This window comes from Hymenobacter jejuensis (assembly GCF_006337165.1).
Lineage (GTDB): Bacteria > Bacteroidota > Bacteroidia > Cytophagales > Hymenobacteraceae > Hymenobacter > Hymenobacter jejuensis.
In genome coordinates, this window is the sequence record NZ_CP040896.1 from 1303662 (window position 1) to 1322048 (window position 18387).

Genomic DNA, 18387 nt, shown 5'->3' on the forward strand with positions numbered 1-18387 from the left:
ATATCCACTTTTGTCTCTTGCAGTTCTTTCTCAAACACACATCAGCTTGGCCATGAATCGCATCGTAACCCTTACTCTCAACCCGGCCATCGACAAAAGCACCTCGGTGGATAAGCTTGTGCCGGAGCACAAAATGCGGTGCGTAGCGCCCAAGCTTGAGCCCGGCGGCGGCGGCATCAACGTGTCGCGGGGGCTAAAGCGGCTCGGTCTGGAGTCGCTCGCGCTGTTTCCGGCCGGCGGACCAGCGGGGCTGCTTTTGCAGGAACTACTTGAGCGCGAGCATATTGCACAACACGCTATTGCCGCGGCCAACTGGACGCGCGAGAACTTTATCGTCGTCGACTCTGCTACCAATCAGCAGTATCGGTTCGGGATGCCGGGCACGCTGCTTTTGCCTGACGAACAAGCGCAGGTGTTGCGCGTGCTTCAGGAGCTTACGCCCGCTCCCGAATTTCTGGTTATCAGCGGCAGTATGCCCCCCGGCGTTGCCCCGGATTTTTTGGTAGAAGTAGTGCGGCGGGCGCACGCGGCGGGCACCAAAGTAATAGCCGATACTTCGGGGCCGGCACTCGAACGCATTGTCGAGGAGGGCGTGTACCTCATCAAGCCCAACGTGGGAGAGCTAGCCCGCATGGCCGGCGTCGATGAGCTGGACAGCGCCGCTGTGGGCAAAGCCGCCAAAGCCCTGATCGCCAAAGGCAAATGCGAGATTATCGTTGTGTCGTTGGGGCCGCAGGGCGCCTGCGTCGTGACCCAGGACATGGAAGACCACGTGCCGGCGCCCGCCGTAAAAAAGCGCAGCACTGTAGGAGCCGGCGACAGCATGGTAGCCGGAATGCTTTACGCGCTATCAACGGGCAAATCGGTGCGCCAGATGGTGCGGCTGGGCGTGGCTTGCGGTACGGCGGCCACGATGAACTCGGGTACCGAACTGTTCAAGCCTAGTGATGCCGAAAAGCTGTATCAATGGCTGCTCCGAACCATGTCAGAGCATGTATTGGACTAAACAGGCCACACCTGCCAGCCATTAACTAATTGACTATATGATACTTATGATTAAATCACAATTTTAAGCTTACAGTTGCTTGCGCTAACTGGTACTTGAACTCCCGAACAGTGGATCGCTGGCCCAGACCGATATGGTTTAACCCAGCCATGTAACGCAGGTCCAGGCTTAGGTGGTTTGACAGCGAAAGTTCAATGCCGGCGCTGGCCCCAACGTTACGCTCTTCCGTGTCGTGCGTTACGTTGAAAGTGCCGTTTGCGGCTTGTTGCTTGGCCTTAATCAGCAAGTCAAATTGGGGCCCAACCATGAGCACTACTCGCGGGCTGATGGCATATTCCAGCATAACGGGCAGCGATAAATATTGCAGCCGGTACTTCAGGCCGGCATCCTTGTCCTCACCGGCCCTTTGCGAAATCAGGTAGTCTTGTTGCAGAGATAATTTGCCAAACAAAGGCACTTGCAGCGTGAATCCGCCGGTAAACCCAGGCGCCCAAATGGTTTTGAACGGCGGGCTGGGCTTGGGCGATACTTGATTAAAATTCATCGCCGACAGATTGCCTCCTAATTTAATCCCGAACCTCGCCCGTCTTTTTTCCGGCGCTTGCTGTTGAACAGCTTTTTCCTCTGGCTGGGGGTGGAGGTATGGAGCAGCAGGCGCTTCGCAATGCACTGTATGCAGCACCGCTTGCCGATGCGCTGAGTTATGCGCTTGAGCAACCTGTATGAAACAAACCCAAATTCCTGGAGCAAGTAACGCGTGCTGCATTGCGAAATGGCATAACCTCTCCCAATGTATCACTCTTGTTAGTAAGCATTTAGCTAACGCAACAAATAAACCAAGTAGGCTCTGATTTGCTTGTTTGCAACGAACAAACTAAAATCCACCCAAACATTAATTTGCTGGCGAACGCGCACCCGTACCCGTGTTTTCTGCTACATAATGCGTGCAACCACCCACGCTTTGCTCAGACTTTATACTTAGTCATAACTTCTCCAAAGCTCATGAAACAACGCTTCCTCGCTCTTGTGGCTCTACTACTCAGTAGCCACGCCTACGCGCAGTACACCAAAACCGCCATCAAAACGCTGCCCTATCCCCAAACCAAGAAGGTAGACACCGTTACTACCTACTTCGGGACCAAAGTGCCGGACCCCTACCGGTGGCTCGAAAACGACCAAGCGGCCGAAACAAAGGCTTGGGTGCAGGAGGAAAACAAAGTGACCCAGAATTACTTGGCCCAGATTCCGTACCGGGAAGCCATTCACAAACGGCTCGAAACGCTGTGGAATTACGAGAAATACGAGGCGCCTTTTAAGGAAGGCAAGTACACGTATTTCTCAAAAAATACGGGCTTGCAGAATCAGTCGGCGCTGTACCGCCAGGTGGGCAACGGCGCGCCGGAGCTTTTTCTGGACCCCAACACTTTCTCGAAAGACGGCACTACATCGCTGGCCGGCATCAATTTCACCAAGGACGGCAGCATGGCGGCCTACCTGATTTCGGAGGGCGGCTCCGACTGGCGCAAAGTCATTGTGTTGAAGACTGCCGATAAGTCCATCATCGGCGATACGCTCACGGACGTAAAGTTTTCGGGCATCGCCTGGAAAGGCAACGACGGCTTTTATTACAGCAGCTACGACAAGCCCAAAGTTGGCAGTCAGCTGGCGGGCCTCACGCAGTACCACAAGCTGTATTATCACAAGTTGGGCACGCTGCAAAGCACTGATAAACTGGTGTTTGGCGGCGACAAAACCCCGCGCCGCTACATCAACGCACATCTTACTGAAGATCAACGCTTTCTGGTGATATCGGCTGCCAATACTACTACCGGCAACGAGCTTTATGTGCAGGACTTGAGCAAGCCCAGCAGCGGCATTGTGCAGGTAGTCGATAATTTCGACAACGAGCACCAAGTTGTCGACAATGTGGGCAGCAAGCTCTACGTATTTACCAACCTAAACGCGCCGAACTTCCGGGTGGTGACCGTGGATGCCGCCAATCCCAAACCGGCCAACTGGAAAGACCTGATTCCAGAGACGAAAAACGTGCTCGACGTTTCGACTGTCGGCGGGAAAATATTTGCCCAGTATTTGAAAGACGCCACCTCCCTGGTGGAGCAGTACGACATGAACGGTAAAAAGGAGCGCTCGGTAGAATTGCCTTCTATTGGCTCGGCTAGCGGCTTTAATGGCAAGAAGGAAGAGAAGGAAACCTACTACACGTTCACCTCATACATCTATCCGCCCACGATTTTCAAGTACGACATCGCCACGGGCAAATCGACGGTGTACAAAAAGCCGAACGTGCAGTTCGATCCAACGAAATTCGAGTCGAAACAGGTGTTTTATAACTCCAAAGACGGCACCCGGATTCCGATGATTATCACCTACAAAAAAGGCTTGGTGATGAACGGCAAGAACCCCACGCTGCTGTACGCTTACGGCGGGTTTGGCATTAGCATGACGCCGAGCTTTAGCACCTCCAACATCGTGTTGCTAGAAAACGGTGGCATTTACGCAGTTCCTAATTTGCGCGGGGGCGGCGAATACGGCGAAACCTGGCACTTGGCCGGCACCAAAATGAAAAAGCAGAACGTGTTCGACGATTTCATTGCCGCCGCCGAGTACCTGGTGAAAAACAACTACACCTCGAAGGATTTCCTCGCGATTTCGGGCGGATCTAACGGCGGCCTATTGGTAGGCGCTGCCATGACGCAGCATCCGGAGCTGTTTAAAGTAGCTTTCCCGGCCGTGGGCGTGATGGATATGTTGCGCTACAATAAGTTTACGGCCGGCGCGGGCTGGGCCTACGACTACGGCACGGCCGAGGACTCAAAGGAAATGTTTGAGTACATCTATAAGTACTCGCCCTACCACGCCCTGAAGCCCGCCGAATACCCTGCTACGCTCATCACGACCGCCGATCACGACGACCGCGTGGTGCCGGCGCACTCGTTTAAGTTTGCGTCGCGCATTCAGGAAAACCAGAAGGGTACGTCACCCGTCCTGATCCGCATCGAAACCAAAGCCGGTCACGGCGCGGGCCGCTCGACGGCGCAGGTAATCAGCGAGCAGACCGACAAATGGGCCTTCATGTTCCACAACATGGGCGTGCAATACCCGTCTGCGAAAAATTAGGTTTGGACTAACTGGCCTTGAAAAAACTTGCCGGCTCAGTAGGGCCGGCAAGTTTTTTTATGGCCTGCCGTGACGCAAACGGCGGTAATCTAGCTTTATACCAAGTACTTGATTATCTTACTATTACAAGCCACCTTTTGCAACCAAACCTGTCTTTTTATGCGCTAAGTAGGAATCCGATTTTTCACCTAAACTTTTCGGCCATGAACGACCAAACTGCCTTGATTACCGGTGCCTCCAACGGCATTGGTTTCGAACTGGCCCGCTGCTTCGCCCGCGACGATTACCGCGTCGTGCTCGTTGCCCGCCACCTCGACGAGTTGAAGGAAGCCGCCCGCCTGCTGCACCAGGAGTTCGGCGGCGTCGACATTGTGCTGTTGCCCTTCGACCTGAGCCGCCCCGAAACGCCCGAGCAGATTTATGCCGAGACAACCAAACGGGGTTTTCAAATAGACGCGCTGGTCAATGACGCGGGTTTTGGTGAAACGGGCTATTTCACCGATACCGACATGCAGACCGAGCTAGACATTATTCAGGTAAACGCGACCTCGCTCGTGCACCTGACCAAGCTCTACCTGCGCGACATGGTAGCCCGCAACGAAGGCCGGATTCTGCAGCTCGGTTCCGTGGCCTCTTTCACGCCCAGTCCGTGCCAAGCCGTGTACGCCGCGACTAAGGCTTTTGTGCTCAGCTTCGCCGAAGCCGTGCAGCATGAGCTAAAGCAGAAAAAATCGGCCGTGACCATGACTATTCTCTGTCCGCCGCCCACCGCCACCAACTTCTTCCACGTTGCCCACGCCGAAGATACCTGGGCCGCCAACCACGCTGCCTCGCCCCGCGAAGTAGCACAACAAGGCTACGACGCGCTGATGGACGGCGCGGCCCGCTCCCTGCCGACAATCAGCGCCAAAGTCAATTTCTTCTCCAGCCTGCTCCTCCCCGATTCGGTGCTGGCCACGCTGATGAATACGCAGCTACATCCGACGAATAAGTAAGCCATTTGTAAACGAGCTTGTCCGTATTCTTCAAGGATGAAAGAATACGGACAAGCACTTGTGTAAGTACCTTATAATGTGATAGATACAAATTACTAAACTAGCTCAATTCATAATCACCTTTTGCGCTGTTTTCGCTGGGTCAGGGCATTTTTAATGGGCGTATCGCTCGTTCTGCTGAGGGGCATTAAGTGAGAATTTTTAATTTTGCCTTTACCAACAGAAAAACCGGTTTATGTGATAGCTGACTTCTTTCAAAAATCGAGTAGCCAACCCACCTCGTGGGTTGCTCTAGCCAATTGCTTTTTGAGAAAGAAATCATGCTATTCCTACAAAACCTCGGGTATGCACACCCCAATAAAGATGTGCTATTTGACAGCCTGAATCTGGCAGTCAACGCCCACCAGAAAATCGCGCTAATCGGCAACAACGGAGCCGGAAAATCGACGCTACTGCAACTTATTGCCGGCGTGTTGTCGCCGAACGGCGGGACTGTGAGCACTAGCGCTGCGCCGTATTACGTGCCGCAGCATTTCGGGCAGTTCGACGAGCTTACCGTGGCCCAGGCGCTGCACATCGAAGGCAAAATTGCCGCCTTGCAGGAAATCCTGGACGGCAAAGCGACAGATGCCAATCTGGCCGTGCTGGACGACGACTGGACCATCGAGGAAAGAAGCCAGGAAGCCCTGCTGCATTGGGGCTTGGCCGAGGTGAGTCTAACACAACCAATGGCAAACCTCAGCGGCGGCCAGAAAACCAAGGTTTTCCTGGCGGGCATTGCCATTCATCAGCCCGAACTCGTGTTGCTCGACGAGCCCAGCAATCACCTGGATACCGCCGGGCGGCAACTGCTCTACAATTTCATCAAGACCACTCCGAGTACTTTGCTGGTGGTAAGCCACGACCGCAAACTACTCAATTTGCTCGATTCGGTGTGTGAGTTGAGCAAGCGGGGGCTTACGCTGTATGGCGGCAACTACGATTTCTACGCCGAGCAAAAGCAGGTGGAAAGCAATGCCTTGAACCAAGACGTAAAGAGTCGGGAAAGAGCCCTTCGCAAAGCCAAAGAAACCGAGCGCGAAGCTCTGGAACGCAAGCAAAAGCTGGATGCCCGCGGCAAGAAAAACCAGGACAAGGCCGGCCTGCCCACCATCGTGCTCAACATGATGCGCAACAACGCCGAAAAGAGCACCTCCCGCCTCAAAGGCATTCACGCAGAGAAAGTCGGCGCGATTTCACAAGAGTTGAGCGAGTTACGGAAGGAACTGCCCGACACCGACAAAATGAAACTTGGCTTCGACAATTCGGCCCTGCACAAAGGCAAAATATTGGTCGCCGCCACAAACGTGAACTACGCCTATGGCGCGCGTCTGCTGTGGCGCGAAGCCCTGAATTTTCAGATCCTAAGTGGCGAACGGTTGGCGCTACGCGGGCTGAACGGTTCCGGCAAAACGACGCTTATCAAGCTCCTGTTGGGTGAGCTGGAACCTACGCAGGGCACAATAGCGCGGGCCGGGGATAAAGCAGTATTTATTGATCAGGATTATTCCCTCCTCCACGACCAGCTCTCGGTGTTCGAGCAGGCGCAGCACTTCAATGCGTCGGGGTTACAGGAACACGAAGTGAAGATTCGCCTGACCCGGTTTCTGTTTACGAAAGACTATTGGGACAAACCGTGCAGTACCCTTAGCGGCGGCGAGAAAATGCGGCTCTCGCTGTGCTGCCTCATGATTAGCAACCAAGCGCCCGACCTCATCATTCTGGATGAACCCACTAATAACCTCGACATCCAGAACCTGGAAATCCTAACGGCTGCCATTAGCGACTACCACGGAACACTGATTGTGGTATCGCACGACGAGTATTTCCTGGAGCAGCTGCACATAGAACGGACCATCTTGTTGGGGTAAGCCCCGAGCAACTCGATAAACAAAAAGATAAAATTTATCAGGATTCGCTTGCTAACTTTGAAAAACAAAGTACTTTTGAAAGCGTAATAAAACACGTAGAAAAGCACGCAGAGTATCCTTCTAGAATCTGCGCTACAGGTTGTGTAAGCAGCAGAAGCAACAGCCTACCTTCTCAGAACCACTGGGTATCCACCGGCGACAAAAGAAACTTCTTCCCCTCTCGAATTTAAAACCATGACTGCTATGACCCTTTCCAAAAGCATCCTTCGCATTATACTTGCTACGGCGTTTCTGCTACTCATTCCCTTGGTGGCGATGCAATTCACCCACGAAGTAGTCTGGACCCTCTCGGATTTTGTGGTTGCGGGCGCCCTCCTCTTCGGCACAGGCCTTACGTACATCCTGGTGGCCCGGAAATGGAACAATACCACGTATCGCATGGGGGTCGGGGTGGCGGTAGCGGCAGGGCTTCTGCTCGTCTGGGCGAATCTGGCAGTGGGGCTCGTTGGGAGCGAAGACAACCCCGTCAACCTGCTCTATGGGCTGGTGCTTGCCGTGGGCATCATCGGCGCCGTTGTCGCCCGCTTCCGGCCGCTGGGCATGTCCAACGCCATGTTTGCGGCATCGCTTACATATGTGATAGTTACCGTAATAGCGCTATTTGTCTGGACGCCCTCGGGTGCTGTCGCCGAACCCTCTGTGGGCCTCGCGAATGTGATAGGCGCTAATGCAGCCTTCGCCGCTATATGGGCCGCTTCGGGTCTGTTGTTTCGCCGCGCCAGCGCTGCGGGCTCGAATATGGGGCAACGCCTAGCCTAGAGACGCACAGTATCAAACTGTATTATTCCCTGCCCTCATTCTTGTTCATATGAGCGTATCCCAATTTGTAATTGTTGGCATCCTGCTACTTGTCACAGGGTTGCTGTATCTGCTGGTAGCAAGCAGAGCACGCAGTGGTACGTATAAATTGGCCGCAGGCGTGGCGGTGGCGGCATCCCTCCTGCTCGTGTGGGGCAACCTGGCCGTCGGGTTCATTGGCAGCGAGGACAACCCGGCCAACCTGCTGTACGCCGGGGTGCTGGCCGTTGGGTTAATTGGGGCCATTGTGGCGAAGCTCCAGCCGCTGGGCATGTCAAAAGCAATGTTTGCCGCCGCGCTAACTCAGTTTGCATTTCCTTTTGTAGCCATGTCGATCTGGCGTCCCGAACTTAACATGGGTGTAGTGTTAGTAATTGTGCTAAACACTATCTTCTCCGGCCTGTGGGTGGCATCGGCGCTGCTGTTTCGCCACGCCAGCGTTACCGGCGCAGTTGCAAACCAGCAACTGGCGTAATAAATGATAAATACAGACCGAATTAGTACTGTAACATGCTGGATTTGCTAATGCCTAACCTACGTACAAGTAATTGATATACAGAATCTTATAAATTCATATAAACATCTAAAAAGCAGCATCCCGTAGCCGAAATGGTTATGGAATGCTGCTTTTTATTGCTGAAAAAGGATGCAACTAGCAGCAGTTTCCCGCTTTGCCACAAGCGTGTTCTTATTTAGTTTAGCTCAAAGCCAACAGTCGGTGAACACTGGTTCAACACATAATTTCTTATTGCAAATAATGACAAGGAAAGAATTTGAAGAAGCTCTTGTAGCGAAGAACCTGGCTCACCATTTAGATAGCTTTGAGTCAGTAGTGCGTAATTGTATTAGGCTTCTTTTGACCTCTGAAGAGGAAGATTTAATGCCTTGTGGTAGTTCTAAAATAGGAGGTCAGCCGGATCTCCCTCCCTTTATTACTTGGCCTACAGAAGCAAATGGAAATCCCTTATCGTTTATTGCACAACTCAACTTTTCTGAGCTCTCAAGATTAGACAAGGACCAGTTGTTGCCTAAAAGAGGAACGTTATACTTCTTTTATTCTGCAGAGCAGGAGGCGTGGGGGTTCGATATAAAAGATAAAGACAAGTTTAAAGTGATTTTCTATGACGGCGATACGGCGCAATTAAGCAGGGTAGAATATCCTGATGCGTTAGATAAATACAGTAAGTATACACCCTGTTTTGTAACTCCACAGCAGGAAATCAGCATTTTACCATACTCCTATTTTGAGGAGCGAATGAAATTCTTATCTCGCGAAGAGGGCGATATCTATTGGGATATTATGAATGAAGGAGAGGTTAATAAAATATTGGGTTACGCTGACCCAATACAAAATGACATGGAACTGGAATGTGAGTTAGTAATCAATGGGCTGTACTGTGGTGACTCTTCAGGCTATGATGACCCAAGGGCTAAAGGGCTTGAGCCAAATGCCATCAATTGGCGCCTTCTGCTGCAAGTAGACAGCAACGAAGACTGCGAAATGATGTGGGGAGACTCAGGGCGACTTTATTTTTGGATTAGAGAAGAGGATTTAAGAGCACGCAACTTTGATAAAAGTTGGTTTATTCTTCAGAGCTACTGATTTTAGTCACGGGCACCAACAGACTTTTTGACACTCTAATTTGTGCGAATACCAATAAATTAGGCCAAAACGTCAGGGAAAGCTCTTCTGCACCCCGTTTGCTATATACCGCGTAGAACTTCTTACCCGAAGCCCTTACTCAGACTATAGTAACCATGAACTTTAACAACTATACCATCAAGGCGCAGGAGGCGGTGCAAAAGGCCACCGAAATAGCCGGCGCCAACCAGCAGCAGGCCATTGAAACGGGCCACTTGCTAAAGGGAATTCTGCAATCGGATGAGAACGTGGTTAGCTTTCTGACCAAGAAGCTAGGTGCGAATCAGAACCTGCTCAACACCCGCCTGGATGCCATTGTAACGGGCTACCCCAAGGTGAGCGGCGGGTCGCCCTACCTGTCGAACGAGGCTAACTCGGCTTTGCAGCGGGCGACGAACTACCTGAAAGAATTTGAAGACGAATACGTGTCGGTGGAACATCTGCTGTTGGGGCTGCTCAGTGGCAAAGACAGCACCGCCACGCTGATGAAGGATGCCGGCTTCTCGGAGAAAGAGCTGAAAGCCGCCATTAAGGAACTGCGCGGCGGCCGAAAGGTCACCAGCCCCACCGCGGAAGATCAATACCAAAGCCTGAACCGCTACGCCCGTAACCTCAACGAGCAGGTGAAAACCGGCAAAATGGACCCGGTAATCGGCCGCGACGAAGAGATCCGGCGGGTGCTACAAATCTTGTCGCGCCGCACCAAGAACAACCCCGTGTTGCTGGGCGAGCCCGGCGTGGGCAAGACCGCCATCGTGGAAGGTTTGGCCCAGCGTATTGTGGCAGGGGATATCCCTGAGAATCTGAAAGATAAGATCATCATGTCCCTGGACATGGGCTTGCTCATTGCGGGCGCCAAGTACAAGGGCGAATTTGAGGAACGCCTCAAGGCCGTAATCAAGGAAGTGACCGACTCAGAAGGGCAGATCATTCTGTTCATCGACGAAATGCACACCCTGATCGGGGCTGGTGGCGGTGGCGAAGGCGCCATGGACGCCGCCAACCTACTCAAGCCAGCGCTGGCCCGCGGCGAGCTGCACTCGATTGGGGCAACCACGCTCAAGGAATACCAGAAGTACATCGAGAAGGACAAGGCGCTGGAACGTCGTTTCCAAGCCGTAATGGTTGATGAGCCGAGCATTGAAGATGCCATCAGCATCATGCGCGGCATCAAGGAGAAATACGAGCTGCACCACGGCGTACGCATCACCGACGATGCCGTGATTTCGGCCGTAGAGCTTTCTTCGCGCTACATCACCGACCGCTTCCTGCCCGACAAAGCCATTGACTTGATGGACGAAGCCGCCGCCAAGCTCCGCATTGAGCTCGACTCGATGCCCGTGGAGCTCGACGAAGTGCAGCGCCGCATCATGCAGCTGGAAATTGAGCGTGAAGCCATCCGCCGCGAAGACAACCGCGACCGCGAAGCGACGCTGAGCAAGGAAATTGCCGACCTCAGCGAACAGCGGGACAGCCTGAAAGCTCGTTGGGAAGGCGAAAAGCAAATCCTGACCAGCATCCAGACCGAGAAGGAGAACATCGAGCGCTACAAGCTGGAAGCCGAGCAAGCCGAACGCCAGGGCGACTACGGCCGCGTGGCTGAGTTGCGCTACGGCAAGATTCAGGAGGCCGAGAAGAAGCTGAAAGAGCTGCAAGACCAAGCCAACGCCAACAAAGACGGCGGCTCGATGCTTCAGGAAGTCGTTACTAGTGAGGACATTGCAGAAGTAGTGGCCAAATGGACCGGCATCCCCGTGAGCAAGATGCTCCAGAGCGACCGTGAGAAGCTGCTGCACTTAGAGCAAGAGTTAGGCAAACGCGTTGCCGGTCAGGCGGAAGCCATTCAGGCGATTTCGGATGCCGTGCGTCGTTCGCGGGCGGGTCTGCAAGACCCGAAGCGGCCGATTGGCTCGTTCATCTTCCTGGGCACGACTGGGGTAGGTAAAACCGAGCTGGCGAAGGCCTTGGCCGAGTACTTGTTCAACGACGAGAACGCCATGGTGCGCATCGACATGAGTGAGTACCAGGAGCGCCATGCCGTGTCGCGCCTCATTGGGGCACCTCCCGGATACGTGGGTTACGACGAAGGCGGCCAATTGACGGAAGCCGTGCGCCGCAAGCCGTACTCGGTGATCTTGCTGGACGAGATCGAGAAAGCACACCCCGATGTGTTCAACATCTTATTGCAAGTACTTGACGATGGGCGCCTTACCGACAACAAAGGTCGGATGGCCAACTTCAAGAACACGATCATCATCATGACCTCCAACACGGGCGCCGACATCATTCAGAAGAATTTCAAAGAGCTGAATGAGTACAACCACGACGAGGTTGTGGACCGCACCCGCGAGGAAGTAATCGAGCGCCTGAAGCAGCACATGCGCCCCGAGTTCCTGAACCGGATCGACGAGATCATCATGTTCCAGCCGCTCAAGCGCAAGGAGATCCGCAAGATTGTCGACATCCAGTTCCGCCAGATTCAGCACCGTTTGGAAGAAGCTGGCATCCGCTTGGAAGCTACCGACGAGGTGCTCGACTACCTCGGCGAGCAGGGCTTCGACCCGCAGTTCGGTGCTCGTCCCTTGAAGCGCGTGCTGCAACGCGCGATCCTGAACGAGTTGTCGAAAGACATCCTCTCGGGCAAGGTCAGCAAGGATGCCGTAGTGGAAGCCGTGCTGGATAATGGCCATATTCGCTTCGAAAACGTGCACGTCGATATTCCCGGCGTCGAATAAGAATTGCTTGATTTAGCATGTAAAAGCCCCGTTGGCAATCAGTATGCCGACGGGGCTTTTTTGTAAACCTGACTTATGCATATGCCGCATCCTCCCGTCCAGACCACAGCCGAAATTATTGCCCATCTTCAGGAGCAGTAAGCCCAAGGCCGGTCAGTGAAGGTGTTGACTCCCGCTAGTTTATCGCGCCTTGTCGAGCCACACATTCTACGCGAAGTCGCCTATTTCCCGCTTGAAGTTTCGCTCTCCTGATTACAATCTATGCCAAGTCGAAAGCGAAAGTACTTTGGCTTCAAATCGCCGCTGCATTGCTGGTGGTAGCAGCGCGCCGGCTGGATATTAGTTGATAGTGTCGACACCTAACATCAGAGGCACAAGCCGCCAGGAAAACGCCGGTTTTTATTATAATAATGCTAATCTCTTCTGACCTAGAGGGTTTTAAAACCGGGGCTTAGCCGAGAATAGCTTATACTGAAGCTTTCGACTAATACAAGGTCCATATTTAGCTATGTATTCGCGTAAAAATTCTACTATATCGGCTTATATTCAGTATATTATAGTAGTTTTTTGCCTACCGAAAAGCGTGTTTATTTCTCAGTATCATTGCTTGTCTTCCATTCCTTTTGTGGCCTTTTGAGCGTTTAGTGTGTAAGTAAATTTGCAGGTTGTCTCTGATTTTTTATCTCTTGATAATACAATTGTGGCACTCATCAAATATCTCCGCACTTCTGAGGACAGGAAAGCGCAGACACGGGGGTCCGCGTTTAAGTGGATTTTGTTAGTAACGCTGTTCCTCGGTACCGTTGCCCTGCTTGCTGCCGTGGCATATGAAATGCAGGTTTCTAAGTTCCAGGCGCAGCAAATTTCGCGCTATGCGGCTATGCTGAGCTATAGCCTAAAGGCTGGCCCGAGCGATGCGGTCGTTTATCCGAGGGGCGGCCCCTTCGACAAACGCCTAGGCTACTCACAGCTGCCGCAGCTGCTGAACCGGCTCCGGGCACGCGGTATGAAGATTGAATCCCAGACGCGCTTCTCCCCTTCCTTGGTTGAATACGCGTCCCGCGGCTTCTTTACGCCGTACCGCGAGAAGCTACAGGCCGGGCTGAAGATTGCCGACTGCCAGGGCGAATCTGTCTATCAGTTTCCCTATCCCAAACGCGTCTATGCCAGTTTTGACACGGTACCGCCCCTCATTGTTCAGTCCCTGCTGTTTGTAGAAAACCGGAAGTTGCTGGATCCGGCCAAGCCCTACATGAACCCGGCCGTCGATTGGGTGCGTTTTGCCCGGGCTGTCCTGCACGAGGCTGCTAAATCCGTTGGTCTGAGTTACCAGCGGATGGGTGGCAGCACTTTGGCCACCCAGATTGAGAAGTATCGTCATTCGCCACGGGGCTTTACCACTAACCGGGGCGAGAAGCTGCGGCAAATGGTTTCGGCCAGCGTGCGTGCCTATCAGGGTGGGCCGAAAACGCTCCCGGCACGGCGGCAACTGGTGCTTACGTACCTCAACTCCGTGCCCCTGGGTGCAGCCGCGGGGTACGGAGAAGTACATGGCATTGGCGACGGGTTGTGGGTTTGGTTTGGGGAGGATATTAACCATGTGAACCAACTGTTGCGCCTACCTAAAGCCAAGGGTGATACGCTATCGGCACAGGGCCTTGCGCTACGCCAAGTGGTATCCCTTATGATTGCCCAGCGCCGACCGTATTATTATCTGAGGCCTGAAGGGAGGGCCCAACTGAGTGCGCTGACGGGAAGCTACCTGCGCCTGATGGCGCAAAGCGGCTACATCAGTGCTGCGCTGCGCGATGCGAGCCTTTCCCGCGAGGTGACCTTCCGTGACTTCAGCAAGAACCCGCCCGTGATTCCAAAGGAGATAGATAAGGGCATTCTCATGGTCCGCACGCATCTTTCGGAGTTGCTGGATGTACCGTTGTACGACCTAGACCGGTTTGATCTTGCCGTTACCACTACCCTGCAAAAAGACCTGCAGAAGCAGGTTAGCGCTTATCTGGATCGGCTGAGCGATCCCGAATTCGCTGGCACCACCGGCCTCTTTGGGGAGCACCTGTTAACCCCCAATCATACCCGGCAGATGCGCTACAGTTTTATCCTGTACGAAAGCACACCGCAGGGGAATATGGTACGCGTTCAGGCGGACAACACGGATCAGCCTTTCGATATTAACGAAGGAAGCAAGCTGGAATTGGGTTCTACGGCCAAGCTGCGGGTGTTTGTCCAATATCTGGAAGTGATCGCTGAAATTCATAAACGCTACGTCAATCAGCCTCCAAGTGCTTTGCTCAAGGCCCTGAGCAAGCCGCAGGATAACCTGAGCCGCTGGGTGCTGGAGTACATGATCAGAGAGAAAGACACTAGTCTGCCGGCACTTCTGCAGGCAGCCACGGAGCGTCGTTACTCAGCCAGCCCGTGGGAGGTCTTCTTCACGGGCGGCGGTATGCACACTTTCCACAACTTCCAAAGCCAAGACAACCGCAGCAATCCTACGGTGCGTGAAGCTTTGCTCAGATCTATCAACCTGCCATTTATTCGTCTGATGCGGGATTTGGTACGCTACAGCACCTACCAGACGGCCGGCAGCACGGTGGAGCTCTTTGCAAACGACCGCGACCCGCGCCGTCGGGTATACCTGGCTCGGTTTGCTGACCGCGAAGGAAGAATGTACTTACGGCGCTTCTGGCACAAGTACGACCATAAGTCCCCGGATGAGCGCCTGAACATACTCCTCCGTGGCCTGCGGCAAAATCCGGTAAGGCTAGCGGCCGTGCACCGCTACCTGTACCCCGAAACGGATTCTGTCAGTTTCGCGAAGTTGCTGCATGAGCGCTTGCCCTATGCCCGACTCACGGACCACAGAATTATGGAACTGTACCATAGATATGGTCCCGAGGCCTATACCCTATCGGATCAGGGTTACATCGCCGGCGTCCATCCGCTCGAGCTATGGCTCTTAGACTATCTGCGGAAGCACCCTGAAGCGCGCTGGACCGAAGTGGTGGAAGCCAGCCAAAACCAACGCCAGCAAGTATATGCCTGGCTCTTGCGCACGCAGTATAAGCACGCCCGCGATTCCCGTATTCGAACCATGCTGGAGTTGGATGCTTTCGAAGACATCCAGCAAAGGTGGAAAAGGCTTGGCTATCCCTTCAATCACTTAGTGCCTTCTTATGCTACCGCTCTGGGCTCCTCCGGCGATCGCCCGGCGGCGCTGGCAGAACTGATGGGGATTATCATCAACAAAGGGGTGCGTCAGCAAAAGGTTCGTATCGAACAACTGCACTTCGCTGCCAATACTCCCTACGAAACCATCGTCAAGCTGTCGCCCGTGGCAGGACAGCAGGTGATGATTCCGGAAGTAGCTGCCGCCGTGCAGGAGGCGTTGTCAGGGGTAGTGGAAACCGGAACGGCGCGCCGCCTGAAGGGGAGCTTCAGCGACGTCAATGGTGATACGCTGCCAATGGGAGGCAAGACCGGTACCGGGGATAACCGCTTAGTTACGGTGAACGCCGGCGGGCAACGCTTAACCTCCCGCGCTGTCAACCGCACGGCCACCTTTGTGTTCTTCCTCGGCGAGAACCACTTCGGTACCCTGACTGCCTTTGTGCCTGGGCGCGATGCGGCCGACTACAGCTTCACCTCTGCTCTGCCCATCCAAGTGCTGCTGGGCATGGCCCCGATCCTGCAGCCATATTTGGTATCAGGCAGCGAGACCCTGGAGCATGATAAGGAAGTTGTTCGTTCGGTGCAGGCGGATGCAGAGCAACCGCAGTCTGCAGCTGTAGCACCACGATAAGCCCTGCCGACGCAATGCCGACGGAGCTTTATGGTTATTCAAATTTTTGCTTACTCAAAATCTGGCCGTTTTGTGCTTCTAATGTCGTTGATTCTGTTTTGCAGGCTGGAGTAATGATCTGTGCTTAGACTGCTACATGTGAGCTTGTTAGCGCTGCTGTGCTGATTAACATTTTGTGAACAAAGGACATAACCGTGAGTTGTCATTTCAGATACTATGCTACTCGTCGCGACGCTTAATGCAGCACGGCATCTACCCTGTATAATGTCTGATCGAGAAGCGTCCGCTTTAGCTAAAATTTTACACCTGATCCCAAGGGAATAATTGGGGCGATGCTCAATCTCTTCGGAGCGCAGGTGCGTATAGCTATACCATTGATTATTTGTCACTTAAAGTCTATTGCGTATGCTCCACTTACTTACCTCCCGCCCAACAGGCTTGGCGGCCTTATCTCGTGTTGTTCGATTAGCTCCCTTGGCATTCGGGTTGCTGTTCTGGCTTTCCGGATGCTCCGAAGATGGTACCATACCCAACCCGTTTTCGCCCACCAAAATCACCGTTGCGCAGGCCGGCATATCGCCCGAAGGCGTGCAGTACGACGAGCTGAACCGCCAGTTTTTGGTAAGCTCTCGCACCAAAGGGCAAATCGGAGCCGTGGAAGACGATGGCACGTACACAGTATTTGCCGACGATTCGCGGCTGGTTTCGACGATTGGGCTGAACCTCGATGTTGCCCGGCACCGCCTGCTGGCGGCCGTGTCGGATATTGGCGTTAACCCCACGCGCACGAGCCCGGCCACAGCGCGTAAACTGGCCGCCGTCGCTATTTTCAACTCCGACAACGGCAACTTAGTCAACTACATTGATCTTGGCGCTCTGCGGCCCAGCCTTGCTCACTTTGCCAACGATATTGCCGTGGATGCCGACGGCAATGCCTACATAACCGATAGCCTTTCCCCCATCATCTATAAAGTTGACAAACAGGGCAAAGCCTCTGTTTTCCTGGAAAATGCGCAACTGAGCGGTGGCGCAGGCTTTGGCCTGAACGGCATTGTGTACCACCCAGGGGGCTACCTGCTGACGGCCAAAAGCAGCGACGGCACGCTGTACAAAGTACCCCTTAACAATCCCGAAAGCTTCACGACCGTGGCTACCAGCCAAAGCTTAGTAGGTGCTGATGGCTTGCTGCTACAAAACGCTCAAACACTGTTGGTTGTGTCTGGAAGCCAAAGCACGGTGTTTCGCCTCAACAGCAGCGATTCCTGGGCCTCTACTCAGGTCACGGGCACCTTCGCTACGGGCGCAACCAGCCCGACTACCATTACCCGGCGCCTCCTGACGGATGCGTATGTGCTCTATCCTTACCAGGCCACGGCCCCGCAATTCGAAATCGCGAAGGTGCGTTTTTAAGACATTACTGGAAGTGCTGGAGCAATGAGGCACCTTTGTAGCCATTGTCCTAGCTGTTTCATAACACATTCATTATCAATACAATAGCCCCGGAAACCATGCTGTTACCGGGGCTATTGTATTGATAATCATTAGCTTAATTGAGGTTTCGAATTCAGAATAGAAGTCTATTAGGTCTTGCTTAGACGCAATTCCGACCTAGTTTCGCACTCTTGGCTAGATTTGCCGCATGTCCGCTTTCCAGACTTACCTCAAGCTCGGCTTCTTCCACATTTTCAACCTGCAGGCCTACGATCACCTCGTATTTCTGCTGGCGTTGTGCGCGCCGTACGTGCTGGCCGATTGGCGGCGGGTAGTGGCGCTGGTGACCAGCTTCACCGTGGGCCATTCCATCACGCTGGCGCTGGCTACGCTGGGCTTTGTACAGTACAGCCCCAAGCTGATTGAAATTCTGATTCCGATTACCATTCTGCTGACTTGCTTGGTGAACTTGCTGCAAGCCGGGTCGGGGCAGGGCCGCAGTCAGATTCCCCGCCGCAAACCGCTTCCCCTCGTCCTGACGGTGCCCAACGTGCTGGCGGCCGTTTTCGGGTTGGTGCACGGGCTGGGCTTCTCGAGTTACCTGCGCGAATTGCTGGGCCGCAACAGCCGCCCGGTGACAGAGTTGCTGGCTTTTAACCTCGGAGTGGAACTTGGTCAGCTACTGATTGTTAGCCTGATTCTGGCGCTGGGCTTTGTGGTGCTGCGCGGATTTCGGACCAACCGCCGCGACTGGATCTTGGTTACGAGTGGAGCGGCTGCGGGCATTGCGACGGTGCTGCTGCTCCAAAACAGCAGCAGTTAAGCCCGACACTTGTCTTTTTGCCACGGGTTAGCGGC

Annotated in this window: 12 protein-coding genes; 11 read left to right on the plus strand and 1 reads right to left on the minus strand. The window is 53.8% G+C overall.

Going from position 1 to position 18387, the window contains the following annotated elements; genetic code table 11:
• The first annotated feature begins 52 nt into the window (after positions 1–52).
• Complete coding sequence (locus tag FHG12_RS05185; protein ID WP_139514717.1) at positions 53–1006, plus strand: 1-phosphofructokinase family hexose kinase; 954 nt, start codon at positions 53–55, stop codon at positions 1004–1006.
• A gap of 55 nt (positions 1007–1061) precedes the next feature.
• On the opposite strand, the gene FHG12_RS05190 is transcribed toward FHG12_RS05185, so the two are convergent.
• Positions 1062–1772, minus strand: a complete 711-nt coding sequence (locus tag FHG12_RS05190) for a porin family protein (protein WP_139514718.1) — start codon at positions 1770–1772, stop codon at positions 1062–1064.
• 236 nt (positions 1773–2008) lie between these two features.
• On the opposite strand from FHG12_RS05190, the gene FHG12_RS05195 reads away from it, so the two are divergent.
• From FHG12_RS05195 to FHG12_RS05240, 10 genes are all read left to right on the plus strand, one after another.
• Positions 2009–4144, plus strand: a complete 2136-nt coding sequence (locus tag FHG12_RS05195; RefSeq protein WP_139514719.1) for a prolyl oligopeptidase family serine peptidase — start codon at positions 2009–2011, stop codon at positions 4142–4144.
• 203 nt (positions 4145–4347) lie between these two features.
• The gene (locus tag FHG12_RS05200) at positions 4348–5139 is read left to right on the plus strand and encodes an SDR family NAD(P)-dependent oxidoreductase (protein ID WP_165699310.1); all 792 of its coding nucleotides are present in this window, start codon (positions 4348–4350) and stop codon (positions 5137–5139) included.
• A 320-nt stretch (positions 5140–5459) separates the two neighbouring features.
• Positions 5460–7049: a ribosomal protection-like ABC-F family protein gene (gene abc-f / locus FHG12_RS05205; RefSeq protein WP_139514721.1), complete on the plus strand. Its 1590-nt coding sequence runs from the start codon at positions 5460–5462 to the stop codon at positions 7047–7049.
• 243 nt (positions 7050–7292) lie between these two features.
• Positions 7293–7868 (plus strand): hypothetical protein, encoded by a 576-nt coding sequence (locus FHG12_RS21330; protein WP_139514722.1) that lies wholly within the window; start codon positions 7293–7295, stop codon positions 7866–7868.
• A gap of 49 nt (positions 7869–7917) precedes the next feature.
• Positions 7918–8382 (plus strand): hypothetical protein, encoded by a 465-nt coding sequence (locus FHG12_RS05215; protein WP_139514723.1) that lies wholly within the window; start codon positions 7918–7920, stop codon positions 8380–8382.
• A gap of 171 nt (positions 8383–8553) precedes the next feature.
• The gene (locus FHG12_RS05220; protein ID WP_139514724.1) at positions 8554–9510 is read left to right on the plus strand and encodes a YwqG family protein; all 957 of its coding nucleotides are present in this window, start codon (positions 8554–8556) and stop codon (positions 9508–9510) included.
• Between the two features lie 155 nt (positions 9511–9665).
• The gene (gene clpB, locus FHG12_RS05225) at positions 9666–12284 is read left to right on the plus strand and encodes an ATP-dependent chaperone ClpB (protein WP_139514725.1); all 2619 of its coding nucleotides are present in this window, start codon (positions 9666–9668) and stop codon (positions 12282–12284) included.
• A gap of 832 nt (positions 12285–13116) precedes the next feature.
• Entirely contained in the window at positions 13117–16098 is a 2982-nt protein-coding gene (locus FHG12_RS05230) for a biosynthetic peptidoglycan transglycosylase (RefSeq protein ID WP_230471299.1), read from the plus strand.
• Positions 16099–16503: 405 nt separating this feature from the next.
• Entirely contained in the window at positions 16504–17508 is a 1005-nt protein-coding gene (locus tag FHG12_RS05235; protein ID WP_139514726.1) for an SMP-30/gluconolactonase/LRE family protein, read from the plus strand.
• A 229-nt stretch (positions 17509–17737) separates the two neighbouring features.
• Positions 17738–18352 (plus strand): HupE/UreJ family protein, encoded by a 615-nt coding sequence (locus tag FHG12_RS05240; RefSeq protein ID WP_139514727.1) that lies wholly within the window; start codon positions 17738–17740, stop codon positions 18350–18352.
• Positions 18353–18387: the final 35 nt, after the last annotated feature.

Excerpts from the sequence above, each read along its gene's own strand:
- FHG12_RS05185 (WP_139514717.1), top strand. The coding sequence starts at position 53 with ATGAATCGCATCGTAACCCTTACTCTCAACCCGGCCATCGACAAAAGC.
- FHG12_RS05190 (WP_139514718.1), bottom strand. The coding sequence starts at position 1,772 with ATGCAGCACGCGTTACTTGCTCCAGGAATTTGGGTTTGTTTCATACAG.
- FHG12_RS05195 (WP_139514719.1), top strand. The coding sequence starts at position 2,009 with ATGAAACAACGCTTCCTCGCTCTTGTGGCTCTACTACTCAGTAGCCAC.
- FHG12_RS05200 (WP_165699310.1), top strand. The coding sequence starts at position 4,348 with ATGAACGACCAAACTGCCTTGATTACCGGTGCCTCCAACGGCATTGGT.
- abc-f (WP_139514721.1), top strand. The coding sequence starts at position 5,460 with ATGCTATTCCTACAAAACCTCGGGTATGCACACCCCAATAAAGATGTG.
- FHG12_RS21330 (WP_139514722.1), top strand. The coding sequence starts at position 7,293 with ATGACCCTTTCCAAAAGCATCCTTCGCATTATACTTGCTACGGCGTTT.
- FHG12_RS05215 (WP_139514723.1), top strand. The coding sequence starts at position 7,918 with ATGAGCGTATCCCAATTTGTAATTGTTGGCATCCTGCTACTTGTCACA.
- FHG12_RS05220 (WP_139514724.1), top strand. The coding sequence starts at position 8,554 with ATGCAACTAGCAGCAGTTTCCCGCTTTGCCACAAGCGTGTTCTTATTT.
- clpB (WP_139514725.1), top strand. The coding sequence starts at position 9,666 with ATGAACTTTAACAACTATACCATCAAGGCGCAGGAGGCGGTGCAAAAG.
- FHG12_RS05230 (WP_230471299.1), top strand. The coding sequence starts at position 13,117 with ATGCAGGTTTCTAAGTTCCAGGCGCAGCAAATTTCGCGCTATGCGGCT.
- FHG12_RS05235 (WP_139514726.1), top strand. The coding sequence starts at position 16,504 with ATGCTCCACTTACTTACCTCCCGCCCAACAGGCTTGGCGGCCTTATCT.
- FHG12_RS05240 (WP_139514727.1), top strand. The coding sequence starts at position 17,738 with ATGTCCGCTTTCCAGACTTACCTCAAGCTCGGCTTCTTCCACATTTTC.